20 protein-coding genes are annotated in these 25958 nt (G+C 59.6%); 6 read left to right on the top strand and 14 right to left on the bottom strand.

Going from position 1 to position 25958, the window contains the following annotated elements:
* Positions 1-9 precede the first annotated feature (9 nt).
* Positions 10-459: a YqaA family protein gene (locus tag F6V30_RS02245; RefSeq protein WP_151154881.1), complete on the bottom strand. Its 450-nt coding sequence runs from the start codon at positions 457-459 to the stop codon at positions 10-12.
* Positions 460-580: 121 nt separating this feature from the next.
* Between F6V30_RS02245 and F6V30_RS02250 the strand changes: the two genes are divergently transcribed.
* The 5 genes from F6V30_RS02250 to F6V30_RS16975 all read left to right on the top strand — a co-directional run bounded on the left by F6V30_RS02250 (position 581) and on the right by F6V30_RS16975 (position 7487).
* A complete protein-coding gene (locus F6V30_RS02250) occupies positions 581-1609 on the top strand; it encodes a helix-turn-helix transcriptional regulator (protein WP_151154882.1) in 1029 nt (342 codons plus the stop codon).
* A gap of 56 nt (positions 1610-1665) precedes the next feature.
* The gene (locus F6V30_RS02255) at positions 1666-4761 is read left to right on the top strand and encodes an HD domain-containing protein (RefSeq protein WP_151154883.1); all 3096 of its coding nucleotides are present in this window, start codon (positions 1666-1668) and stop codon (positions 4759-4761) included.
* 443 nt (positions 4762-5204) lie between these two features.
* Positions 5205-6350, top strand: a complete 1146-nt coding sequence (locus tag F6V30_RS02260; RefSeq protein ID WP_151154884.1) for a class I SAM-dependent methyltransferase — start codon at positions 5205-5207, stop codon at positions 6348-6350.
* Positions 6351-6989 carry an HAD family hydrolase gene (locus F6V30_RS16970; RefSeq protein ID WP_191965546.1) on the top strand — a complete coding sequence of 213 codons (639 nt, stop codon included), beginning with the start codon at positions 6351-6353 and terminating at the stop codon, positions 6987-6989.
* 42 nt (positions 6990-7031) lie between these two features.
* A complete protein-coding gene (locus F6V30_RS16975; RefSeq protein ID WP_191965547.1) occupies positions 7032-7487 on the top strand; it encodes a ferritin family protein in 456 nt (151 codons plus the stop codon).
* A gap of 45 nt (positions 7488-7532) precedes the next feature.
* On the opposite strand, the gene F6V30_RS02270 is transcribed toward F6V30_RS16975, so the two are convergent.
* From F6V30_RS02270 to F6V30_RS02285, 4 genes are all read right to left on the bottom strand, one after another.
* Positions 7533-9125, bottom strand: a complete 1593-nt coding sequence (locus tag F6V30_RS02270) for a methyl-accepting chemotaxis protein (RefSeq protein ID WP_191965548.1) — start codon at positions 9123-9125, stop codon at positions 7533-7535.
* A 282-nt stretch (positions 9126-9407) separates the two neighbouring features.
* Entirely contained in the window at positions 9408-10364 is a 957-nt protein-coding gene (locus F6V30_RS02275) for an RluA family pseudouridine synthase (protein ID WP_151154885.1), read from the bottom strand.
* 94 nt (positions 10365-10458) lie between these two features.
* A complete protein-coding gene (locus F6V30_RS02280; RefSeq protein ID WP_151154886.1) occupies positions 10459-10722 on the bottom strand; it encodes a hypothetical protein in 264 nt (87 codons plus the stop codon).
* A gap of 106 nt (positions 10723-10828) precedes the next feature.
* Entirely contained in the window at positions 10829-12271 is a 1443-nt protein-coding gene (locus F6V30_RS02285) for a DegQ family serine endoprotease (protein ID WP_151154887.1), read from the bottom strand.
* 195 nt (positions 12272-12466) lie between these two features.
* Here F6V30_RS02285 and F6V30_RS02290 point away from each other — a divergent pair, with 195 nt between their 5' ends.
* Positions 12467-13069, top strand: a complete 603-nt coding sequence (locus F6V30_RS02290; RefSeq protein ID WP_151154888.1) for a helix-turn-helix domain-containing protein — start codon at positions 12467-12469, stop codon at positions 13067-13069.
* Positions 13070-13091: 22 nt separating this feature from the next.
* Here the strand turns inward: F6V30_RS02290 and F6V30_RS02295 are convergent, their stop codons facing one another.
* The 9 genes from F6V30_RS02295 to F6V30_RS16980 form a co-directional block, all read right to left on the bottom strand.
* Positions 13092-14912, bottom strand: a complete 1821-nt coding sequence (locus tag F6V30_RS02295; protein ID WP_151154889.1) for a glycosyltransferase family 39 protein — start codon at positions 14910-14912, stop codon at positions 13092-13094.
* 202 nt (positions 14913-15114) lie between these two features.
* Positions 15115-16545 (bottom strand): AdeC/AdeK/OprM family multidrug efflux complex outer membrane factor, encoded by a 1431-nt coding sequence (gene adeC, locus F6V30_RS02300; RefSeq protein ID WP_151154890.1) that lies wholly within the window; start codon positions 16543-16545, stop codon positions 15115-15117.
* Position 16546: 1 nt separating this feature from the next.
* Positions 16547-19720, bottom strand: coding sequence for an efflux RND transporter permease subunit (locus tag F6V30_RS02305; RefSeq protein WP_151154891.1), 3174 nt, complete (start codon positions 19718-19720; stop codon positions 16547-16549).
* 12 nt (positions 19721-19732) lie between these two features.
* Positions 19733-20944 carry an efflux RND transporter periplasmic adaptor subunit gene (locus F6V30_RS02310; RefSeq protein WP_151154892.1) on the bottom strand — a complete coding sequence of 404 codons (1212 nt, stop codon included), beginning with the start codon at positions 20942-20944 and terminating at the stop codon, positions 19733-19735.
* Positions 20945-21160: 216 nt separating this feature from the next.
* On the bottom strand, positions 21161-21730 hold the full coding sequence (locus F6V30_RS02315; RefSeq protein WP_151129043.1) for a TetR/AcrR family transcriptional regulator: 570 nt from the start codon (positions 21728-21730) through the stop codon (positions 21161-21163).
* 118 nt (positions 21731-21848) lie between these two features.
* Complete coding sequence (locus F6V30_RS02320; RefSeq protein WP_151154893.1) at positions 21849-23117, bottom strand: M48 family metallopeptidase; 1269 nt, start codon at positions 23115-23117, stop codon at positions 21849-21851.
* 126 nt (positions 23118-23243) lie between these two features.
* Positions 23244-23897, bottom strand: coding sequence for an isoprenoid biosynthesis glyoxalase ElbB (elbB, locus tag F6V30_RS02325; protein WP_151154894.1), 654 nt, complete (start codon positions 23895-23897; stop codon positions 23244-23246).
* 152 nt (positions 23898-24049) lie between these two features.
* Entirely contained in the window at positions 24050-25612 is a 1563-nt protein-coding gene (locus F6V30_RS02330; protein WP_151154895.1) for an MFS transporter, read from the bottom strand.
* A gap of 118 nt (positions 25613-25730) precedes the next feature.
* Positions 25731-25898, bottom strand: coding sequence for a hypothetical protein (locus F6V30_RS16980; RefSeq protein WP_191965549.1), 168 nt, complete (start codon positions 25896-25898; stop codon positions 25731-25733).
* Positions 25899-25958: the final 60 nt, after the last annotated feature.

The raw sequence follows: 25958 nt of genomic DNA on the forward strand, positions 1-25958 counted from the left end.
GAGTTCCCGTCAGCGGGCTATCCGCAAGGTTATCCAGGCGGTCACCGCGTAGCGCAGCAATTTCCCCGACGCCACCAGGACCGAAAAGAGCCCGAAGTTGATGCGCATCATCCCCCCCACCATGCAGAGCGGATCGCCGATCACCGGCAACCAGGAGAAGAGCAGGGAAAAGGCACCGTACCGGCGGTAGCGGCTGCGGGCGCGTTCCTCCTGTTCCTGCGAGATGCGCAGGACCTTTTCGATCAGCCAGCGTCCGCCGTACATGCCGATCAGCCAGGTCGTCACCGCCCCCAGGTAGTTGCCGGCAGTGGCCGTTGCCACCGTCGTCAGCGGCTCGTACCCCTTGACGAGCATCAGCACCAGCAGCCACTCCGAACCGAGCGGCAACAGGGTCGAGGCCAGGAAGCTCAGGGCGAACAGGGCCGTGTATCCCGGCTGATTGAGCCAATCGTGCAGCATGACAGTATATGTCAGAAATGTGTTGTCAAAATGGCTCAATTGTTTACAATGTCCTCCCGTTCCGTATCCCGCATCCGTGATCACATTGTAGCGATAATTCACAATTCGGCAAGGGGGAAGCATGCAGAAAGGAAAACCGGCCAAGAAGTATTCCCAGGCGGGCCGACTGCACAGCATCATCCGGCTGTTCGAGGCCCGGCGGGGCATGACCCTGGACGATCTGGCGGAGGAGTGCGGCGTTGACCGGCGCACCATCCACCGCGACCTGAACGCCGTGGAGGAGGCAGGCTACACCCTCACCTCCGAGTGGCAGGGAGGGAAAAAGGTCTACAGCTTTCTGACCAAATCCCGCAACATCCCCCCCATCACCTTCACCCTCCCCCAGTTGATGTCCCTCTACCTGCTGCGCTCCCTGGGCGTCTACCTGGCAGGCACTCCCTTCCAGGCGGAGATCGAGGAGTTGTTCCGCGCCATCACCTCGGTCCTGCCCGACCGCTACGCGGCCCACCTGGACCGGATCGCGCGGGTCTCCCTGCCGATCCTCCACGGAGCCCGGGACTACTCCGCCGCGGCCGGCTATTTCGAGGGGCTGCAACGCGCCCTGCTGCACCAGTACCGGGTCCGGCTGAGCTATGCCAAAAAAGGGCGGGACGAACATGATGAGTACGAAACCGACCCCTACACCCTGGTCTTCCACAAGGGGGGCATCTACCTGCTGGGGTATGCCCACAACCGCAAGGCCATGCGCCTGTTCGCCCTGGAGCGGATCCGCGGGATCGAGGTAACCCGGCAACGGTTCGAGATCCCCGAGGGCTACCAGCCGGAAGCCCATTTCAGAAGCGCTTTCGGCCTGGTCAACGACACGCCCATGAAGGTCAGGGTCCGTTTCTCGCCGGATGTGGCCCATGCGGTGAAGGAACGCATCTGGATGCCAGGGCAGAAGATCAGGACTGACAGGGATGGTCGGGTAACGGTGGAGTTCGAGGCCGCCGGCGAGATGGAACTGGTCTCCTGGATACTTTCCTACGGCATGCACGCCGAGGTGCTCGACCCGCCCGAGTTGCGGCGTGAGGTGAAACGCCAGGTGCGCGAGATGCGCCAATATTACCGCAGCAGGGAAAAGAAACAGGAGAGAGCGGTTAAGCAGTAAATTTAATTATGTAATATTAACGCAGTGGAAAATAAATAATTGAACAAGGTTCAACCATGGGACAGTACGCCGAACAAGTCGTTACGAGCAAGCTCTTCAAACAATTCGATGCCCTCGTCAACTATGAGGATATAGTCGAAGCCGATGTTACCACTTTGAAGCAGCTTGTTCTGGATACCGCAGACTTCGTTGGTCCGTATCTGGATCGTATTCGCATTACTTTTCAGCAGTATACGGAACACGACTTGCGCCATCTATGCAATGTCGCCGATTTGGTCTACCGTTTTCTTCCCAAACAACAAGGCTCCCCCCAAAACGGCTTGTCACAGGTCGAAGCTATCCGCCTGAACGCGGTTGAACTGGCTTTTCTTTGGCTCGCAATCCTTCTGCACGACGCGGGAATGTTTGTCAGCGACAAGGAAAAAGAAGAAACACTGAAATCCGAAGATTACTTGCACTACTTGCGCCACTGCCAGGATCAGGTTACGGCGGCCCATAAGGCCCGTGAACAAGGGCTGGAAGTAAAAGCCCGCACCATCGAAGACGCCCTGTTGGCCGAATATTTCCGACGCCTGCATCCAGAACGGGTTTACCCTTTTATTACTGAAAAACTAAGCCACACAACTCCTCTCAAATTCCGCGATGTATCGCTATACAACGACATTGCCGAACTATGCGAAAGCCATGCATGGGGGGTGCGCGAGTCAAATAACCCTCGCGATCTGAATAAGTGCGTCGCCCGCATGGAACCGAACCGTCGTATCAAATCGTTTCGCGTCAATCTCCGCTATCTGGCTTGTTGCCTCCGTTTGGGAGATATCCTGGACTTCGACAGATCGCGCACCCCCTTGCCAGTATACGAGGAGATCGACTTCACTGAGGATGCGTCATTCAAGGAATGGAATAAGCATCTGAGCATTGAAGGTTGGAACGTGGACGAACACCGTGTGTTGTTTGAGGCGCGTTGCACTCACCCCGCATACTATGTGGCGGTGCATGATTTTCTGAATTGGGTTGATGAAGAGTTACGCGAATGCCGCTATCTGCTGGACGATGCCCCTGCCGGTGATGAAGAAAAATACTCCCTGAAGCTTGCCCATGCAGCCGACCGGCGGCAGGTGCGTATGAGTGACAGCCGTTACGTGGCCGGCGGGTTTCGTTTCCAACTCGAATACGAAGAGATCATGCGGCTGTTGATGGACAAGAGCCTCTATCCCGACTCAACTCTTTTCCTGCGGGAGTTATTACAAAACGCCCTGGATGCCTGCCGCTATCAGGAGGCCTTGGCTAAGGACGCCGACATGGCGGACAAATACAAGCCGCGTATCATGGTCTGGGATTATAGCGAAGATCCGGTTTCACCACGAGTCATTTTTCAGGACAACGGCATTGGCATGTCGCAACAACATGTAGAGAACTTTTTCCTGCGGGTCGGCAAGAGTTTCTACCGGTCCCCCGAGTTCTTGGCGGAGCGCCAGCGTTTGGCCAGCCACAACGTCCACCTGGACGCTTGTTCCCAATTCGGTATCGGCTTTCTCTCCTGCTTTCTGGGAGGTGACACAATAACGGTGGAGACGTGGCGCTATGGTAATGCACCGCTTAAGATCACTATCACAGGACCGAACAAATATTTTCTGATTGAGCGCTTGCCGGAGCCGACAGGCACGATTCAGTTCAAATCACCCAGCAATGAGTTGGAAGACGGGCCACCTTGGTTCTCCGGCACACGGATTACGGTGCACCTTAAGGAGGGATGGCACGTATGTACCGATAAACCGGGGCGAAGCATTGTTCACCAAACGCTCGAGACCTTTGCGGTAAACCAAGAGTATGACATTCTTGTGTATCGTGAGGCGACCGGTAAGCCCGAGACAATTGAGCGTCGTCGCTGGGAAAAAGCAGAGCCATTGTTTTGTAACAAACCAACCCCCAAAAAAACTGCGCTATTTCCTTTTCTAGCCCCGTTAGTATTCAATCTGCAAGATTACTCGGACGAGCTACGGGGACAAGCTGCCATATGGATGCTAAAAGGCCCTGACGGCAACCCTGCCCCTGAATGTGGTTTTCTTTCTATAATGAGAAGAAGTTATGAAGCAGGCATTAGCGTTCGTATTAATTCTACTGTCCTTGAACTTTTTAATGAAATATGCCGCTTAATAAGATTTACCGAGGCCAAAGACAGGAAATCAATAACTAATTTTGTTGTGAATGATATTTTGTTTAAATCGTTTGATACTGATGAATTGTTTGACAATTTATGTGATAAACACAAATTAAGAGAAGAAATAGAAGAGTTTATTGCCAACAATGAAGATGACTTCATTGAATTGACATCAAAAGAACGTAATTTAATTTCGCGTTTATGTAAAATTATATCAAAACAACCCAATATAGAAATTGGAAAACTCGAATGGCATCAAAGTATAGATTGTGTGCATTCATTAGTAATTGGTGACATAACCGCATTGATCAAGTCCATGCGAACTAATGGCATTCCTGACCTTGGCTCTCCTTTGAGATTTGAAAAACAGCAATTGCTTGGATTGTTTGGTATCAACGTACCCGGACTAATCGTTAGCTGGGAGCCCGCAAAAGGAGCCGCAAGTCAGCGCACCATACTTCCCGACAGTGTTAGTATGAGGATCGATGCTTACGGAGCGCTTGCTCCAAAGCCGAGCGCCAGCAGATTGTTTGTCCCTGACGAATACTCTCTGGCTCTACGTATTGCCATTGGCCGTGCTCTCGTGCGATACACGACGACCATTTTTCATGAGCACCGATCTGATCCTGTTTGGAAGCGTTGGTACCATGGTTTTCTGAAAAGATCGGCCCCAATTGAAGATGCCATTTTGGAAGAGATCGCAACAATAAACGATTTCATAGATATAGAGTGTTGCATACAGGGAGAACTCAGCACATTAAAACCTAGACAACTGGTTGATGTTTTTGGAGAAACTGCGCTGGTAATTAAAAGAGGTGGAAACCTGAAAGAGACGGGAATATTCGGATCCGAAATAAGCAAAGATGGTATATTCGATACTCTTTTTTTACCTACAACACATTGGATTTTAAAATTTTTCCCTCGTGTAAAAACGCCCGACGGAAAAGAGGCTTTCGACCTTAAGCCCATACGCGAAAAACTTGGGATGTGATTCAAGTTGTGTCATCATTACTGACAAATAATTGCTAGAAGAGAACTGCCCCATAAATCCGAACCCAAAAGGCAACACTATGTCAGATCAATCAGCCGATAATCATCTGGCCGTTGAACAGCTTCGCCGCGCAATGTACTACAGCCCATGCTTATTTTTGAGAAAGTCAATGGGACTCCGCCAAAGCGCTCACAAACTATCGCTAGAAACTTCTGGCCGTTTGGCGTTCGGCTGAGACAAAAGTTCGGTGTTCGTTATCGCCCAAAGCGTGCAGCACCGAAGTAGGAATCAATGTTTGGAGAAATTGTGCCTGCTGACCGCCTTTCCTAAAAGGACAGTCATTGAGGCCAGAAATGCTTGACATCCACGGATGCAATATTGGATAAGAATTATCCACCAAAGATTACAATAGAATTCACCGTTTGCGAGAAGCAGCACACATTATGACTGAAAAAACACCACTTAACGATATCCTTACAGCCCGCATAGCAATGGCGGGCAGGATCACCTTTGCCGCCTTCATGGAGGCCTGCCTGTACGAACCGGGGCTGGGGTATTACACCTCGCCGGGACGCAAGGTGGGGGCGGAAGGGGATTTCTACACCAGCATCTCGGTGCATGCCGCCTTCGGCCGGGTCATCGCCCGGGAGGTGGCCCAGATGTGGCGCTGCCTGGGGTCGCCCGCCTCGTTCACCCTGGTGGAGTGCGGCGCCGGCAACGGTCGCCTGGCGTGCGACATCATGGACTATCTGGCCGAGCGGGAGCCGGAGATGTACGCCGGCCTGGACCTGGTACTGGTGGAGCGGGAGCCGTCCCTGCAGACCGCCCAGGCCGAGCTTCTGGCCCGCCACAGGGAGCGGCTCCGCTGGCTCCCGCCGGAGATCTTCGGGACGGACGGTTTCAGCTTCAGCGGTTGCCTCTACTCCAACGAACTGATCGACGCCCTGCCGGTGCACCGGGTGGTGATGACACCGGAGGGGCTGCGGGAGATCTACGTTACCCTCAGGGACGGCGGATTCGCCGAGGAGATGGGGGAACCGTCCACGCCCGCCATCGCCGCCTACCTGGAGCGCATCAAGATAACGCTCCTGCCCGGCCAGCAGGCCGAGGTCAACCTGGCCGCCCCGGAGTGGCTGGCTGCGGCCGCCCGGTCATTGCAGCGCGGTTTCGTCCTGACCATCGACTACGGCTACCCGGCGGAGGAGCTCTATGCGCCCCAGCGCAAGCAAGGGACCCTCCTCTGCTATTATCGCCACCAGGTGGAGGATGATCCCTACATCCGCCTGGGACGCCAGGACATCACCGCCCACGTGGACTTCACCAGCCTGATGCGCCGGGGAGAGGAACTGGGGCTGGAACCGGTCTGGTTCGGCGAACAGTGCCGTTTCCTGCTCTCGGCCGGCATCGTGGAGGAGATCGAGGAGTCCGAACGCTCGACGGCGTCCGAAAAGGAGAAGCTCAAGGTGCGCTTGGCCTTGAAGAAGCTGATCATGCCCGAGGGGGGCATGGGCGATACCTTCCGGGTCCTGATCCAGGCCAGAGGGGTCGAGAGTCCCCGCCTGCTCTGCCAGCGCCGGATAGGGGGCTGAATGCCGGAATGCTCCCTTTCCGCCATCCGCGGCATCATCTTCGATCTGGACGGCACCCTGTATGTGTCGGACCCGTTTGCGGCGACCATCCAGGCTACGGCTGCCGGCTATATCGCCTCCCTCAAGGGGGTCAGCGACGACGAGGCCCGTTCGCTCATGACCGCCACCCGCTCATGGCTTTCCGAGGTACACGACATTACCCCGACCCTCTCGGCGGTCTGCACCGAATTGGGCGGCAGCATCAGGGACCTGCACGCGCTTTTCGAGGCCCGGCTGCGGCCCGAGGCATATCTGGTGCGGGATGAACGGGTCATCGCCCTATTGGAACGCCTGTCCCGGCGTTTTGACCTCGCACTCCTTACCAACAACAACCGCGCCCTGGCGGCCCGCATTACCGGATACCTGGGGCTGGACGGCTTTTTCCGGCAGGTCTTCGCCATTGACGACCAATGGCTCGCCAAACCACACGAGATGATACTGGAGCACGTGCTGAACCGGCTCGGCCTGGCTCCCGCCGAGGCGCTTTTCGTCGGGGACCGCTACGACGTGGACCTGCGGCTGCCCGAGCAGCGGGGCTGCCCGGTCTATCTCAGCCAGAGCATCGAACAACTACTGCGGCTGGAGGGGTTGCTGTACTGACCCTCCCCTTGAGGAACACACGACGACAAAGGAGGCAAACTCATGACCCAAAGCAAGGAGATGCTCGACGCCATCATGCGCGCCATCGAGCTTGAAAAAGAGACCTTCGACCTGTACGTGAAGGCCGAGCACAAGACCTTCAACCCTGCCGGAAAACGGATCTTCACGTGGTTGGCCAAAACCGAGGAAGAGCACTACATGAAGCTGACCGAGCTGTACCACTCCCTGCACGAGGGCGGCCGCTGGGTATTTTACGGCGGCTCCAGCTTCGAGCTCGAGCCGACCGGCAGCGATGAGCAGCAGGTCAGTTTCGACACCGACGACACCGAGGCCCTGAAGATCGCCCAGAACATCGAGAAGCGCGGCATGGTCTATTATGAGGAACTGATCGCCAAGACCGGCGACCCGGACGGCAGGGCGATGTTGGAGACCCTCAGAAACGAGGAGGTCGAGCACTTGCGGGTGATCACCGAAAAGCTGGAGGGGTTGAAGGGATGACCGACAAAAAGGCCCGCTTTTGGCGGGCCTTTTTGCTCCATACGCCTATGCAAGGCGGAATCTTCTTACCTCTTCCTGCAGTGTTGCAGCCAGGCGGGCGAGATCGGAGGCTGCCTGGGCCGACTCCTGGGCGCCATGGGCGGTGTCATCCACCACCCGGCTCATTTGCTGGATATTACTGGTGATCTCGTGGGTGGTGGCCGTCTGCTGCTCCGCCGCCGTGGCGATCTGATTGACCTCCATGGCAACCTCGCTGACCTTGTCGAGGATTACATGCAGGGCTTGCCCGGAACTGGCCGCTCCCTCACTTCCCCGCTCGACCTCATGCACCCCCTCTTCCATGATGGCCACGGCACCCCGGGTTTCCGCCTGGATGGCCTTGATCATCTCCCCGATCTCGCGGGTGGCCTTGGTGGTGCGTTCGGCAAGCGCCCGCACCTCGTCGGCCACAACCGCAAAACCACGCCCCTGCTCCCCGGCGCGAGCGGCCTCGATGGCGGCATTCAGCGCCAGCAGATTGGTCTGATCGGCGATATCCTCGATGGTACTGACGATTGCACCTATCTGATCGGAACGTTTCCCCAGCGCCTCCACCGTGCGTGCCGACTCGGAGACCTTGTCGCTGATACGCCCCATGCCGGCGATGGTCGACTCGACGACCTCGGCGCCATCCCGCGCAGAGTCGCTCGCGTGGCGGGCGCCATCCGCCACCCGTCCGCAGTTTTGGGCAATCTCACCGCTGGTGGCGGCCATCTCCTCGCTGGCGGTCGCCACGGCATTGGCCTGTGCTGCGACCTCTTCGGCACCCGTGGCGATCCGCACCGAACTTGCCGAGAGCTGTGACGAAGCAGCGGAAACCTGCAGGGCGCTCTCGTTCATAGACTGGATGATCCTGCGCAGACTGTCGAGCATGGCGTTCAGCCGCACCCCCATCTGGCCAAACTCGTCTCGATGTTCCACATTCACCTGTACCGTAAGGTCGTTATCGGCAACACGGTCTATGGCTGCCGAAAAATCGGCGATGCTCTTCCTGATCCCCCGGCCCAGCAACGTGCTGAATGCCAGCAGGACGACGGCAGCGCCAAACGCACACGCCATCTGCACATAAACACGCTGTTGCGCCCGCGCTCGAACCGTCCCACGCGTCGTCTCCATGGCCTTTTTATTGGTTTCCGCCAAAGTGACCAGCGCCTTTCGCACCTCCATGTCGAAGCCATGCCCCAACTGGGTGTCAACCTCGGTGGCATTCGTGTTGGCCTGCCGGAGTCCGACCAGTTTATCCATGCTGGCCCGGTAGCCGGCAAGAAGCTGGAGCGCCCGCTCCGCCGCCTTCCGGTCATCGGCATCCGAAAGCGTGATAAACTCCCTGAGATTGTCCTCAATGGCCCCGGTTTCCTTCCGGAACTCCTCCACGTGCTTGGCGTTGCCGCGGATCAGATAGTTTTTGTACGCCCGCATCGCCATACCCATGCGGTCCAACGAATCCGTGGAGAGCTGGACTTGGCGATAATCGCTGCGAAACATCTCATCGTAGCTTCCCTCGATGAAACCGGCCGTTGACCAGGAAAGCGCCGCAACAAAGACCAGTACCGCCAGACTGCCAACCATGAGAAACAAAAGTTTTTTCGCTACCGTCATGAAATCCTCCCGATATTGTGCCACGTATGCGTGGCACAATTTAATCCGGCCCGGGCGTTCCCATAATAAAAATATGCCGAATGGCCGAATACGGCATCCGAACGGTCTATTTTCGGACATGAATGGTTGTTGCCGTTTTTCAGGGAAGGGGGCCTCCCGGAACGGAAAGACCCTGGAACAACGGTGGGGGATACAAGGACACAGCCGTGCGTCACAGAAAAGGGCGTCACGCGGAACCGGCAGAATGGGGATGCGGGTCTTCCTCCCGGGAGGGAGCGGCCTTTAGGCGATACTCTTCCGGAGGTAGTCGATCACGGCCGCCATGTCCTCGGGCGGTTCGGTGGTGAACTCCAGAAACTCGCCCGTGGTGGGATGGATGAATCCCAGCGTGTGGGCGTGCAGCGCCTGCCGTCCCAAGGCTGTGATCAATTTGCGGAGTTGCGTATCGGCGAGGTTGTTGAAGCGACCGCCGTCGGGGTAGAGCGGGTCCCCCAGGAGGGGAAAGCCGGCCTCGGAGAGGTGCACCCTGATCTGGTGGGTGCGTCCGGTCTCCAGGCGCAGCTCCACCAGGGACACGCGGGCGTAACGCTCCTTCACGCGCCAGCGCGTTACCGCATGCCTGCCGCTCTTGGCCTTGCCCGACAGACGTACCCGCTCGGTGGGATGGCGGCCGATAATCCCTTCGATCTTGCCCGTATCTTCCTTTGGGCTCCCGTAGATCAGGGCCTGGTAGATGCGTTTGACGGAATGCACGCTGAACTGGCTCGACAGCGACTGGTGGGCGCGGTCGTTCTTGGCCGCCACCAGTACCCCCGAGGTATCCTTGTCCAGACGATGGACGATGCCGGGGCGCAGTTCGCCGCCGATGCCCGACAGGTCGCGGCAGTGGGCCAAGAGGGCGTTCACCAGGGTGCCGGAGCTGTTGCCCGCCCCCGGATGCACCACCATCCCGGCCGCCTTGTTGATGACGATCAGGTCGGCATCCTCGTAGAGCACCTCCAGCGGGATCGCCTCGGGCTGCGGCTCGGCGGGCTGGGGCGGCGGTATCTCCACCAGGATGCGCTCCCCCCCTTTGACCTTCAGGGATGCCCGGGCCGTCTTGCCGTCAACCAGCACATTGCCCGCCTCGATCAGGCGCTGGACCGTGGCGCGCGTCTCCCCTCCCAACTCCCGGCAGATGTAGAGGTCGAGCCGCTGGGGTTCCGTGTCCGGCGGACAGATGAGAATCGTCTGGTTCATAAGCGTTTAAACTCCGTGGGTATCAAAAAAGCAGAGGCGCATCCCCTGTGCAGGGGAGCGCCTCCGGAAAAGAACCGCTGCCGTGGCCGCGAGCCTACCAGATGTTCGACTCGATCTTGCCGGCCCGCTTGATGAGCACATCCACCACGGCAATGTCGAAGATACCCTCGGGGCCGACTTCGGGGGACACCCGGGAAAAGAAATGTTGACGCCCCTCTTCCAACTCTTCCCGGAGGACATCGAAGATATTGTCGTTCTTGATGCCGCTCTCCACCTTTTCGGCGTTGTACATGGCCACATCGGAGATGATGGCCCGCGCCAGCCGTTTGGCCTGGTCGGGATTCTCAATCATGTTCATGAGCGCTCTTTCCCCGTCTGTCGAAATTTATCCGTCCATACTCGCACAAATTTGAACAAAACTCCAGAAGCAAGGCAGCAAGATCCCGATGACTATACCAGCAGCACTACCTGGGACGCAAGGCAAAGTAGATGTTGGCGTCGCCGCGCCGCACCAGGAGGGTCAGGGTGCTTCCCGGACGCACCTGCCGGATGGCGCGTTGGTAGTCGGCGCTGCCGGTAACCCTCATACGGTTGACGGAGACGATCACGTCGCCGCGCCGCATGCCCGCCTCGGCGGCCGTGCCGCCCCGCGCCACGTCGACAACCACCGCGCCGTCACCTTCCTCGGAGTCGTCCACCGTAAGGCCGAGCTGATCGCCCCGCCCCTGGGGCTCGCCGCCCGCTCCGCGGCGCTGTTTCGACGCTGTGTCGGAACTGGTCAGGGTCATGGTCACCTCCCGCGGCGTGCCGTCCCGGAAGATCGTCACCTTGACCGGCTTGCCGATCCCGGCCTCGCCCACCAGGCGCTGCAGGTGCGACGGGTCCTTCACGTCGGTGCCGTTAAAGGCGATGATCACGTCTCCCTGGCGAATGCCGGCCCTCTCCGCCGGGCTCCCCTTCATGATGTCGTTGATCAGAGCCCCCTTGGTCTGCTTCAGGCCGAAGGACCTGGCCAGTTCTTCCGTGACCGGCTGGATCGTCACCCCCATCCAGCCGCGGCTCACATTCCCCTTCCGGATGAGCTGGCTGAAGATCGGCTTGGCCATGTTCGCGGGGATGGCAAAACCGATGCCCTGGCCGGCGGCTACGATGGCGGTGTTGATGCCGATGACCTCGCCGTAGATGTTGAGCAGGGGGCCGCCTGAATTGCCCGGGTTGATGGATGCGTCGGTCTGAATGAAGTTCTCGTAGGTTTCGATGCCCACGTTGGAGCGGCCGGTAGCCGAGATGACGCCGACCGTCATGGTCCGGTCCAGGCCGAAGGGGTTGCCGATGGCGATGGCCCACTGGCCGACCTCAAGCTTGTCCGAATCGCCCAGAACCGCGGTCGGCAGGTCCGTGGCGTTGATCTTGATCACGGCTATATCGGTCTTCTGGTCGCCGCCTACGACCTTCGCATCGTAGACTTTGTCGTTGGAGAGCTTGACCTGGACCGTCTCGGCATCGCGCACCACATGGTCATTGGTCACGATGTAGCCGTCCTTGCTGATGATGAACCCCGAGCCAAGGCTCTTGTCGCGGCGGTACTGGGGTTGCCCGTCCCCTCCGAAAAAGTCCTCGAAAAAGGGCGACATTTCAAAGAACGGCTGCATCATCTTCTTCTTGCTGATGGTGGATATGTTGACGACGCAGGGGGTGACCTTCTTGGCCACCGTGCTGAAGGCCTTCTGGGTGGAGAGGATGTCGGAGGGCACATCCTTGACCGGCGCCTCCGCCTCGCCCGCCTTGCGTTTCGATTCGAGAAACAGGGGTGAATCGCTTTTGCCGCTGCAGGCCGCCAGGCCGCCGAGCAGCAGCGCGCAGATGACGGCGAACAGCAGTACATGGGAATAGGTTTTAAATTTCATAGGGTTCTCGTATGCACTCCCCTCATTGGATTCGGCTCGGAAACTATTGATTCAAGTATAAGTCGGATGTCAACGGAATTCAAGGGCGGCAGGCGGGAACCGCCGCATGTTCTACCTGATATAATAATGTTATTGTAAACAGTATCCATTTTGTGTAAAAATAATTTCATACACCCGAAACATTCGGAGGGGCATATGACCGACATCAAGGCGCAGATCAAAGAATTCCGCATCGGCCAGAAGATCAGGGGGCTCCGCCAGCAGAAGCGGTTGACCCTCCAGGAACTGTCCGACCTGACAACCCTTTCCAAGCCGCTCCTGTCGCAGATCGAGAACGAGCAGGTCGTTCCCCCTCTGGCAACGCTGCTCAAGATCGCCAAGGGGTTGAAGGTCGGCATCCATTTTTTCTTCGAGGACGAGAGCAACCGGCAGCGATACGTCATGACCAAACGGGAGGCGCTCCCGGGGTTCGAAGCGGTTCAGCGGCCGATCATCAACGACGTTTCACGCCCCTATGTCTACCATTCCCTGGCCCAGGGGATGCGGCACAAGCACATGGAACCGTTTTTGGTGGAGTTCGACGCCTGTTCCTGGGATGAGCGGCTTTTCTTCAAGCACGAGGGGGATGAGGAGTTTCTCTACATCGTCGCCGGGGAACTGGATCTCCACTACAACAACGAGGTCATCCGCCTGCGCGCCGGCGACAGCATCTATTACGACTCCAGCCAGCCCCATGGCTGGGTTGCCGTGGGCGAAGAAAAGGCCAAGGCGGTGGCGGTGCTGTACACGAAGGATTGATGCGGGTACGGAATGGGGGGCCTCAACGAGCGTTTCCCGCCGCTCCCTCGTCGTCAGCCGACCGCCCCTTCACGAACGCGCTCTGCGTACCCGGCGGCAACGCACCTCCTGCCGCGCTCCGGTTGCAGATCAGCATCTTTTTGCCCTTGGTCCCCAAGACGACGGGTGCGGGGACGAGCCGGGGGGCAATCCGCTCGTAGTCGGCCCGCTTGAGCAAAGCGGCAACCGGCTGCTCCCCCTGCCACAACCGCAGGAAATCGGTTTCCTCGACAAACCAGGCCGTCTGGTCCCCCTGCCTGCTCCCGAACTCCAACTCTCCCCTGCCTCCCACGACCACCACCCGCTTCCCGGCATAAAACGGCAACGACTGTTCGTAACCGAATGAGGCCAGGCAGCCGCCATGGGAGGTGGCCTGCCGCCCCAGCAGGGCGAGCTCCTTCGAAGACTTTTTGAACTCGATCCCCTCAAGGAACAGTTGCAGCCCCATGGTCTCCAAAAAGTACGAACCGAGGCAGAGCCCGGCGAACAGGATCAGCAGGCTCCTTTTCCGGCCGGCCAGCCAGACCGCCGCCCCCATGGACAATGCCAGGCAGGCGACGACAACGCCCCCCAGGGGCGACAGGAGGGGCGGTTTCGTCACCAGCGACCCGCCGGGGCGCACCAGGCCGGAACCGGTCAGAATCGGGGCAAGCTCCCGTACGTGCGGGTAGATAATGGCCAGCACGGCCATTACTGCCAAAAGCGTTCCCAGAATGGCCTTTTCCGGCCCAAACGTCTGCCGCTGTTCCTCCGCGTCCATCAGGTCGGAGAACATCTTTCCGGTCAGGAGGGCCAGGGCCGGAAACACGGGAAGGATATACGGGATCAGCTTGGAGTGGGACGCGGAAAAGAAGAGGAAGATGAAGGCGGCCCAGAGGAGCAGGAACAGCAGACGCTCTCCGTTCCGGCTGCGCCGTTCGCCCCAGGCCCGCGCAATGGCCCGAGCGCCGTATAACGACCAGGGAAACATGGTCAGGAGCAGGATGGGGATAAAGAACCAGAACGGCTGATAACGGTCGTGGACCGTGGTGAGGAAACGTTCCAGGTGCTCGTGGATAAAGAAAAAACGGGCGAATGCCGGGTTGCGCGCCGAGACCAGCACGAACCAGGGGGCCGCCACTGCCAGGAAAAGCGCGCTGCCGCCGGGGAGGCGCATTTCCTTCAGCAGATGCCAGCGCCGGGTCGTTGCCAGGTAGAGGACGATGATGCCTGCGGGGAAGAGCAGCCCGACCAGCCCCTTGGCGAGCACGGCCAGGGCCGCGAAGAGGTACAGTGCATAGTAGTAGCGCCCTTTATGCCGTTCCTGGTCATCGGCGGCGATGATGAAGCAGCACAGGGCCGCCGACAGGCACACGGTCAACGTCATGTCGGTCAGATTGATGCGGGACTGGGCGATGAACCCGGTAGAGGTGCCCAGGATGAAGGCGGAGAGCAGCCCCTCGCGTCTGCCGAACAGTTTGCGGCCGGTATGATAGACCAGCAGCACGGTCAAAAGACCCGCCAGCGCACCGGCAAACCGGGCGGCGAATTCGTTCAGCCCGAAGAGTTTGAACGAAAGGGCGTTCAGCCAGTAGTGCAGGGGAGGCTTTTCGAAATACGCGACATAGTTGAGCATCGGGGTGACGAAATCGCCCCGCTCCAGCATCTCCCGGGGGACTTCCGCATAACGCCCCTCGTCCGGCTCGATCAACCCGGCATTGCCGAGGAAGAGAAAGAAGGCCCCCCCGAACAGGATCATCAGTATCAGTATGTCGCGCGGCGCCGGATAGTGGCGGGGGAAAAAATAGGCCTTGAGATCTTTCATGGCAACCATCCCTGGTACGGCAACAGTGCCCGGCACTGACAAATTGCTGCACTGCAATCGCCTGCCGGACACTGTCGTTTTTTTCGCATTACTCTTTGTACCACACTTTTTTTAAACCGCATGCTCGTCCGCTCTTCACCCGCACCGCACTGACGGCCGCAGTTCGACCTGTCAGGTGCGGTGGGGATGGGTAACGGCCTATCTATATGCCCCCGCCGCCAAGCACCTTGTAGAGCGTCACCAGGTTCGTCAGCCGCGAAAGGCTGACACTGATCAGATTCTGCCGGGCCGCGTACTGGGAACGCTGGGAGTCCAGCACAACCAGGTAACTATCGACCCCGTTGCGGTAACGCGCCTCGGACAGGTTGTAACTCACGGTAGTCGCCTCGACCAGCGACTGTTGGGCCGCCAACTGGTCGCCCAGGGTTCCGCGCTCCGCGAGGGCGTTGGCGACCTCTTGGAAAGCGGTCTGGATCGCCTTTTCATACTGGGCCACGTAGATCTGCCGGTCCACCTTGGCCACGTTAAGATTGGCTCGGTTTGCCCCGCCATCGAAGATCGGCAGGGAGATCTGGGGAGCAAAAGCCCAGGCCGCCGAACCTGGCGCGAAGAGGTTGGCAAGCTGATCGCTGGTGGTGCCGGCAGAGGCGGTCAGGGAGATGCGCGGGAAAAAGGCGGCGCGGGCAGCCCCGATATTGGCGTTGGCCCCCTTGAGCAGGCTTTCGGCCTGGAGGATGTCGGGGCGGCGTTGCAGCACCTCCGACGGGAGCCCCGGACCGATCTCCTTCAGCATGGCCGTCGTGCCGAGCTTGGACGGGAGCAACTCCGCCGGGACCGGGGAACCGACCAGCAGCGTCAGGCCGTTCTCGTCCTGGGCCACCTGGGAGGTGTATTTTGCCATGTCCGCCCGTGCCGTGTCGACACTGGTCTGGGCCTGGCGCAGGTCGAGTTCCGATGATGCCCCCAGCTCGTAACGGCGCTTGGTCAGGTCGTAGGAGGCCTGCTGGCTGGCAAGCGTATCCGTGACGAGTTGCAGGCGTTCCCGGTCCGCGGCAAGGGTCAGGTAACTGCTGGCGACCTGGGCCACCAGGGAGATCTGGCTGCTGATCCGTGCCTGTTCCGTGGCCAGGTATTGCTCCAGCGCCTGGTCCTTGAGACTCCGCACCCGTCCGAAGAAGTCCAGCTCATAGGAGCTGAAGCCCAGATTGGCGCTGTATGCGCGGGTAATAGAGGCATTTCCGCTGCTCGAGACGCTTGCCGGGTAGCGCTGGACCGTGCCGCTGCCGGTGGCGTTGACCGTCGGGAAGAGTTCGGCCCGCTGGATCTGGTACATGGCCTGGTATTTCTCGATGGTGAGCGTGGCCACCCGCAGATCGCGATTATTGGCCAGCGCCAGCTCGATGACCTTCCTCAGGTTCTCGTCCTGGAAGAAATCCTTCCAAGGGATATCGGCAGCCGCCCGCTCGCCCGGTTTGGCCGCGCTGTTCTTGTAGGCCGGACCGCTCGGCCATGCGGTCGGGGCGGGAGATTCGGGACGCGTATAGGTGGGCGCCATGGTCGAGCAGCCGGCCAGGCAGACGAGCACCCCCAACGGGAGGCACAGGGATGTGGTTATGCGTTTGATATCTCTCATATCAGTTCACCTCCGAAGGTTTGACGGCAACGTCCGGTTCTGCGGGGGGGAGCTGGTGGTTCTGCTTCTTCCCGAACAGGCGGGAAACCAGGACAAAGAAAAACGGAATAAAGATCAGGTCGATGAAGGTTGCCGAAAGAAGGCCGCCGGTGACGGCGGTGCCGATGGCGTTCTGGGCCCCGGCCCCCGCTCCCTTGGTAAGGGCCAGCGGCAAGGTACCGAAGAAGAACGCCAGCGACGTCATGAGGACCGGCCTGAGCCGGATCTTCACCGCCGCCAGGGTGGCCTCGACCAGTCCCAGCCCCTGATGCATCTCGCTCTTGATAAACTGGATGATCAGGATGGCGTTCTTCGTTGAAAGCCCCACGGTGGTGAGCAGGCCGATCTGGAGGTAGATATCGTTGGGGAGCACCCGCAGGGTAACCGCCGTAACCGCACCCACCAGGCCGAGCGGCAGCATCAACAGGTTGACGAACGGGATGGTCCAGCTCTCATACAACGCCGCCACGCTGAGAAACACCACGATCAGCGAGATGGCGTAGAGCGCCGGTGCCTGGGCACCCGCCTGCTTCTCCTCGTAGGAGAGACCGGTCCACTCATAGCCGATCCCCGGGGGCAATTGGGCGGCCATCTTCTCCATCTCGGCCATGGCTTCACCCGTACTTACCCCGGTTGCAGCCTGTCCCTGAATCTCCACGGAGGAAATGCCGTTATACCGTTCCAGGCGTGGCGAGCCGTACTGCCAGCGAGCGGTGGCAAAGGACGAGAACGGCACCATGTCACCGTTTTTGTTGGTGACATACCAGGTGTTGATATCCTCAGGCACCATGCGGTACTTGGCATCGGACTGGAGATAGACCTTCTTGACCCGTCCGTTTTCAATGAAGTCGTTCACGTAGGAACTACCCCAGGCAGTGGCCAGGACACTGTTGACATCCGCCAGGGCAATCCCTTGGGCCCCGGCCCTCACGTCATCGATATCCAGCTTGAACTGGGGAGAGTCGTCCTGGCCGTTGGGGCGCACCGCCATCAGTTTCGGATTCTTCGCGGCCATGCCCAAAAGCTGGTTACGTGCCTCCATCAGTTTTTCGTGCCCAACCCCGCTACGGTCCTGGAGCATGAAGTCAAAACCGTTGGCCTGCCCCAGTTCAATTACCGCGGGGGGGGAAATGGCAAAAACCAGGCCGTCCTTGATCTTGGAGAAAGCCCCCATGGCTCGCGCGGCAATAGCCGGCGCCTTCAGCTCAGGGGACTGGCGAAGCTTCCAGTCCTTAAGCTTCACAAAGGCAAGGCCCATATTCTGGCCGCGACCGGCAAAGCTGATACCCGCCACCGTAACTACCGATTCCACGGTCTTTTGTTCCTGTTCATTAAAGTGCTTTTCCAGCTGATGTATGACCTGGATGGTCCGTTCTTCCGTAGCCCCTGCCGGCAACTGGATCTGGCAAATGAGAAATCCTTGGTCCTCATCCGGCAGGAACGCGGTTGGCAGACGGAGGAAGAGGAAGGCCATGCACGCGACGATGGCACCGTACACCATCAGATAGCGCAGCGGCTTGCCGAAGGAACGGCCGACGAGCCCCTCGTACTGCTCCCTGCGGCGGTCAAACCAGTTGTTGAACAGATGGAAGGGCGTTTTGAACCAGCCCGATTCGCCTGGGACATGCCCCTTCGCCACCGGCTTGAGCAGGGTGGCGCAGAGGGCCGGGGTGAGGGTCATGGCCAGCACGACCGAGAGGATCATGGCGGAGACGATGGTAATGGAAAACTGGCGGTAGATGACGCCGGTGGAGCCGCCGAAAAAGGCCATGGGCGTAAAGACCGCCGTCAACACGGTGACGATCCCCCAAAGGGCGCCGGTGATCTGCCCCATGGACTTGATGGTCGCCTCCTTAGGAGGCAACCCCTCTTCGCTCATGATGCGTTCCACGTTCTCGACCACGACGATGGCGTCATCAACCAGGAGGCCGATGACAATGACCAGGGCGAACATGGTGAGGGTGTTGATGGAGAACCCGCAGGCCGACAAGACCCCGAAGGTGCCCAGGAGCACCACCGGCACCGCGATGGTGGGGATCAGCGTCGCCCGGATGTTCTGCAGGAACACGAACATGATGATAAAGACCAGGAAGACCGCCTCAAACAAGGTCTTGACCACCTCTTCGATGGAGATCTTCACAAAGGGGGTGGTGTCGTAGGGGTACGCCACCTTGACGCCGGCAGGGAAGAACTTGGACAACTCCGTCATCTTCGCCTTGATCCTGGTGGCGGTATCCAGCGCGTTGGCGCCGGCAGCCAGCCTGATGGCCATCATCCCCACCGGTTTCCCTTTGTAGAAACCGTTGATATCATAGCTTTCCGTGCCGATCTTGCACTCGGCCACATCCTTCAGCTTGACCGTGGAGCCGTCGCTGTTGGTGCGCAGGATGATCTCCCCGAACTGCTCCGGCGTCTGGAGCAGGGTCCGGGCGGTGATGGTGGCGTTTAATTGTTGTCCCTGCATAGCGGGGGTGCCGCCGAACTGACCGGCCGAGACCTGGGCGTTCTGGGCCGTGACCGCGTTGCTCACATCAGTGGAAGTCAGCTTGTAGTTGTTCAGCTTGGTCGGATTCAGCCAGATGCGCATGGCGTTCTGGGAACCGAACACCTGTAGCTCGCCCACCCCTTCGAGCCGGCTGACGATGTCCTGCACGTTGGCCACCAGGTAGTCGGTCAGGCCGAAGCGGTCCATGGAACCGTCTTCCGAGACGAGGCCAACCAATATCAGGTAGTTCTTTGTGGACTTCACCACCGAAATCCCCTGTTTCTGCACGACCTGGGGCAATAGCGGGGTGGCCAGTTGCAGCTTGTTCTGTACCTGCACCTGGGCAATATTCGGGTCGGTCCCGGCCTTGAAGGTCAGGTTGATGGAGACGGAGCCGGCGGAATCGCTGGTGGACGCCATATAAATCAGGTTGTCGATGCCGTTGAGTTTCTGTTCGACGACCTGGGTAACCGTATCCTGCACCGTCTGGGCCGAGGCCCCCGGATACGTGGCGTTGATGGTGATCTGGGGCGGCGCAATCGGCGGATACTGGGAGACCGGCAATGTCTTGATCGCCAGAAGACCCGCCAGCATGATCATGATGGCGATCACCCAGGCAAAGATCGGGCGATTGATGAAAAAACGAGGCATGGAGGATCTCCTTTATTTTTTTGCTGCGGCGGGCTGAGTTGCTGCGGCAGGAGAGGCCCCTGCGGCAGGCTGGCTGCCGAAGGGAACGGCCTTGACCGGCGTTCCCGGACGCGCCTTCTGCAACCCTTCCAGAATCACGCGGTCACCCGCCTTGAGGCCGTCGCTGACCAGCCAGTTCTCGCCGACGGTCCGGGCAACCTTGATGACCCGCTGCTCCACCTTTTCCTCCGCCCCTACCACCATGACCGTGGCTTCCCCCTTCTGGTTGCGGGTCACGCCGCGCTGCGGGACCAGGATGGCGTTCTCATTAACCCCCTCCTCCAGAATGGCGCGGACGAACATACCCGGCAACAGGGCCTGTTTCGGGTTCGGGAAGACCGCCCGCAGGGTCACGGAACCGGTGCTCTGGTCCACGGTAACCTCGGAAAACTTCAGGGCGCCCGGCAACGGATAGGCGCTGCCGTCCTCCAATATCAGCTTGACCCGGGCCTGGGTTGCCGCATTGCTTTTCAGAATGCCGCTGGCCAGGCTCTGCTTCAGACGCAGCAGTTCGGCGCTGGACTGGGTGACATCCACATACATGGAGCTCAACTGCTGGACGGTGGCCAGGGCCGTAGCCTGGTTTGCGGTCACCAACGCCCCGTCGGTCACGCTGGAGCGGCCGATCCGCCCGGAGATGGGGGCCGTTACCTTGGTATAGGCCAGATTGATGCGGGCGGTTTCCACCGCGGCCTTGGCGGAGGCCACATCGGCCTCGCCCTGCTTGAGCGCGGCGTAGGCGTCATCGTAGTCCTGCTGGCTGACCGCCTTGATCTTCACCAACTCCTTATAGCGCCCCGCTTTCAGCCGGACGCTCGCCAGACTGGCTTCCGCCCTGGCAAGCGCCGCCTTGGCGCTGGCGTAGGTCGCCTGATAGGTTGCCGGATCAATCTGGTAGAGTACCTGGCCTGCCTTGACATCGCTTCCTTCGGTGAAAACCCGCTTCTGGATGATGCCGTTGACCTGGGGGCGGACTTCGGCAATCAGGTGGGGCGAGGTACGTCCCGGCACTTCCGTCGTCAGGGCAACGCGCTGCGGCTGAATAACCACCACCCCCACTTCGGGGGGACCGGCCTTCGGCGCCGCTCCGTCGGCAGTCTGCTTTTTCCCGCAGCCCGTCAGCAGCAGCCCGCCAACAAATACCCCCATGAGGGTAATCAGCATGATTCTTACATTGTTTTGCATGGAACACCTCTAAATTGAATAATTTCCGGCTCAACCACAGCGTTGAGGCGAATCGTGTTGTTACGTACCGAGAACGAGAGACGACTGCGGCATCTGAATGGGTACGTCATGAGTGGCAACCCTATTGGAATCACCTTAGAATTTATTTAGAATGAACACTCATTCAAAAAACGGTTCTAAAAAAACCGTATCCGAAACCGCTCCCTCGTTATGCGGTTATCGCCGTACGGAATCCCAACTTGCCGCAACGACCTCCTCTATGAGAGGTTTGTCCAGGGTGATGAACCCGAGGATATGGTCCCGCATCACCGCGAGCAGCGGGCCAAACGCCAGGGAATCTATGACAAAAAACGGCAGATCCTTCAAGACCTGCTGGGCAACGCCCTGTTCGAACAGGTCGTTATACACCGTGCGCTTGCCCGGCTCACCCATGATTCTGTCCCTGCGAAAGGCCGTGCCGTACGGGGAGTTGTAAAATTGCTCCCCATAGCGGAAATCAAGGGGGTTGGCGATGAAGTAGGTGATGAGACGCGTTCCGAGATGGATGAACCGCTCCCTGATCGGTCCTGTTTCCGGATAGCCCTTGAGGATGAAGGCCGATACCCGCTTCTCGATATCCCGGTAAAGCTCGTTGATGAGGATATCCTTGCTCTTGAAGTAGAGATAGATCGTACCGGCGCCGACCCCGGCCCGGTCGGCGATCAGGGAAACCGAAGCCCCATGGAAGCCGCACTCGGCGATAAGTTTACGTGCTGCATTAAAAATGTCGTCGCGCTTGCAGGACATTTCTTCTCCTATTCTGAATGATCACTCATTCAGAATAGGAGTCCGCGTCTTCTCTGTCAAGATTTTTTTGCACGCGACAAAAACAGTGGCACCAACCGGGGCGACAAACCCCGGGGTGTCAGGGGGACGGGTCCCCCTTGCCGGTGGCAGAGATTGCATTCCGTAGCGCCCGGACCCTCTCCACGGCTGGCGGATGGGAATAATAGAAAGCGGCATACCAGGGATGGGGGAACAGATTGGAGAGGTTCTCGACCGACAGCTTAACCAGGGCCGAGGCCAGATCCTGGGGGCGGCCGGTCAGGTCGGTGGCGAAGCGGTCCGCTTCCCGTTCGTGGCAACGGGAGCGCCACGCCGAAAACGGCGTCACGGGGAACAACACCAACGAGCCGATAAAGCCTAAGATGACCATCCGGGACGGAAGGGAGAGGTCACCCTCAATCCCCAAGAGGCCGGGCAGGGCGGGCCAGGTGAGCAGTTTGAAACTGATCCAGGCCCCGCCAAGGGCCAGCAGTTCGGCGGTCACCAGCCGTTTCCAGATATGCCCCTTCTTCCAGTGGCCGATTTCGTGGGCCAGCACCGCCACGATCTCGCCGTGGGTCATCTGCTCGATGAGGGTATCGAACAGCACGATGCGCTTGACCTTGCCGATGCCGGTAAAGTAGGCATTGGAATGCTTGCTGCGCCGGGAGGCGTCCATCTGCATCACCCGCCCCACTTTCAGGCCCGCCTTCCCCATCATGACGCGAATCTCCGCCTCCAGCCCCTCCTCCGTAACCGGCTCGAACTTGTTGAAAAGCGGCTCAATCACATAGGGGGAGAGAAACATCATGAACAGGCTGAACAACGCCATGAAGGCCCACACCCAGATCCACCAGTGGCCGGGGCTCCATTGGATCAACCAGAAGGCCACGGCGACCAGGAAGGCCAGCAAGAGGGCTCCGATGGCCTGGGATTTGAAAAGATCCATGAGCCACAGCTTCGGCGTGGTCGTGTTGAAGCCGTAACGGGCCTCGATGCGGAAGGTGCCGTACAGATCGAAGGGGAGGCCCAGCAGGGTCTGTATCCAGGCAAGGAGAAGGAAATAGATGATGGCCGAAGTGATGACGCCCCCGCAGAGCCCCATGACAAACCGGTCATACACCACGACCAGCCCGCCGAACAGGAACAGGAGCAAAAGCCCATTGTCGAACAGCGACTCCCACAGCCCGAGCCGGCTGCTGTCCAGGGTATAGGCGGTGCTTGCGCGCAGTTTGTCCTCGTCGATGCTCCCCGCGAACTCCTCGGGCACGGCCGAGCCGTATTGCTTCAGGTGGCGCAGATTGATGTGGCGCAGCCAGTAGGTGAAAGCGGTGACCAGGGCAAACAGGATGAACAGGGCCAATTTCATCGTTCCTTTTCCTTCTTTCGTTTCTGGACCGCAAAGAAGGCACGGAGACTGCCCCGCGCCTTCTTTGCGTATGGTCGACCAGAGAGTTGACAGGTTCTTTCAAGGGGGGAGGACCATATCATATCGTCATAGCAATGCAATCACTTCCTTCACGCATTTGTCGATCCCCTCGTACGCCTCCGAGATACGGTGCGCCAGCATGTAGGCCGGAGTGGACACGATCTTGTTCGCGCGGTCCACGACGAATTCGGTGACCGGGCACTCCTGATGCCGGGCGCCGGTCTTTTCCATCTCGGCCGCCGTGCCCGCATCATTGCCGATGGTCAGGGTCGGCGCCCTGTCCTTGCCCAGCACCATCGCCACAACGGCCGGGGCGATGCAGATGGCGCCGATCGGTTTGCCGGCCGTCGCCATCTCCCGGAGCAGACGTGCCACCTCGGGATGAACCGTGGCGCCGGCCCCCTTGACGGCAAAATCGCAGAGGTTTTTCACCGCCCCGAATCCGCCGGGGAGGACGACGGCGTCCAGATCGGCCGCTTGCACCTCACTGATATCACGGATATTACCGCGGGCAATGCGGGCGGCCTCGACCAGTGCGTTGCGCTTGTTCCCGGTTTCCTGCATGGTCAGATGGTTGGTCTCGGGGTAATCGGCATTGGGCGCCATGCAGACCGCCTCGGCTCCGTTCCGGTCGATCGCCAGGAGGGCAAAGACCGCCTCGTGAATCTCGCTGCCGTCGCGCACTCCGCACCCCGAAAGCACCACGCCGATCTTTTTCATAGTACGTCCTCCTTCGTGGTTATGGCTTCAATTGTCTTCTTAGGCGGCATTCGGCATATACGCCCGCACCGCGGCAGGGGAAAACACATCCTTATTACCCGGCGCACCGATTTGTGCGGAGGGCCGTGCCACCTTTGATCATGATGAGAAGGTTATTGTGACACAACTTCGTCCGATGGCAAGGAACGGGGTTTCCGCCCCCATTCCAGCACCCCGAAGGCCAAAGCCATCACCCCGTAACCGGCGGCCAGATGCCAGACGATCGGAGCAGGGGGCGACAGGGGCGAAAACAGCGCCCCCGAAGCGAGCGGCGAATGGATCACCCCGCACAGGGAGCAGAGGGCGCAGGCCGTGAGGTAGAGGGCCGCCCGGCCCGGCCGATGGTCCAGGACATGGGAGAAGGTGGCGCCCCAGAGCAGCGACGTGACGATGAAACCGTTCCCCAGAAGGGTCGTGGCGGTATAGGTCGCCAGCAAATCCCCCGACAGGTCGGCGGCGCTCTTGCCCAGTCCGCCCAGCATCTGGCCGAATTGGATCGACACGAGGCAGGCGATTGCCGGAATGAAGGAGATGGCAATGGCCCGGTAATGGTTGTGGGGGGTTGCCTCAAAAGCCTGGGCGGTGATCTCGACCCCGATGAAGATCAGGATCGGCGCCACCGCCGCCTCGGGCAGGAGGCTGACGAAGAACGAGAGGTAGCCCAGTATCCCCCCCAGGCCGATGAACAGGGCCGTGGCGATGGTGTACCCGGAGCGCCCCCCCATCTCCTTGTAGGCCGGGTGGCCGATATAGGGGCAGGACTGGATCACGCCGCCGCAGACGCCGGCCACGAGGGTGGCAACCCCTTCCACCAGGAGGACGTCGCGGGTGTTGTAGTCGTCACCGGCCACGGCCGCGCTCTCGGTGACATCGACACCGCCAACCACCGTAGCAAGGGCAAACGGGATCGCCAGCGGCAGATAAGCCAGGGCTTTCGTCAGGCCGGGCACAAATTCCAGGGTCGGCAACGGCAGATGAACGGAGAGCGCAAAAGGCCGGAAGACAGCGTGGCCCGTACCGGGCAGCAGGTCAAAGGCTGACAGCAGATAATAGGCCGCCGTGCCGAGCAGGATGCCCGCCAGTGCGCCCGGCATGCGCAGGGGCAGCCGGAAACGTGCCAGAAGCGAAATGAAAACGATCCCAAGGGAGAGGAAGCCGACCACGGGCGAGGCGAACAGCTTGAGGAACGGCAGATAGGCGATCAGGAGCAGCGCCACGGCAGCGATGCTCCCCAGCAGGCCGGCCCGGGGGATGGCACGGCGCAGGGCCGGTCCGCAAAAGGAGACGGCGATCTTGAAGATCCCCATCAGCACGATGACCCCCATGGCCACCTGCCAAGTGAAATGGGCATCCTTGCTCGCCAGGTAACAGGGGCCGATCACGCCGAAAGCCAGGCCAAAGGTGGAGGGGGTGTCCAACCCCAGGGGCATGGCGGTCACATCAGCCCGCCCCGTGCGCCTGGCCAGGCGCCAGGCCATCCAGGAGTACAGCAGGTCGCCCACCAAGACCCCCATGGCGCTGCCGGGCAGCATGCGGTAGAGCACGATTTCCCGCGGCATGCCGAAGGCGCCGGTCAGGATGGCGGCCATGATGACCAGGCCGGACATGTTGTCCAGCATCAGGCCGAAAAAGGCATTGACATCGCCAATGGCGAACAGGCGTTTTTTGTGCAACACCCCAGACACCTCGCACGATAAAGTTTCGCGCATCATTGCGGTTGCGGCCCACAGGTGACCTGAACAAACTCCGCAGGCCTGATCCATCGTGAAAAAGCGGACCTTACCTGGGTAGCGGTTATCTTCTGATATTTAGCCGCCGCTCGTCCAACGGCAAATCCATCCGCGACAGATGAAGAAACCCCACGGCGATACCTGAGGTGCTGGCGTTGGACAATACTACCTCGTGGACAAGAAGATTCTTTGCCCGGGGCAGCTCTTCGGGGGTGACGAGCCTCGTCTGCATGTCCGTCAGATCCCGCTCTATCCTCCGCATGAATAGCAACAATTTCCATTCATGGGCCGA

This window comes from Oryzomonas sagensis (assembly GCF_008802355.1).
GTDB lineage: Bacteria > Desulfobacterota > Desulfuromonadia > Geobacterales > Pseudopelobacteraceae > Oryzomonas > Oryzomonas sagensis.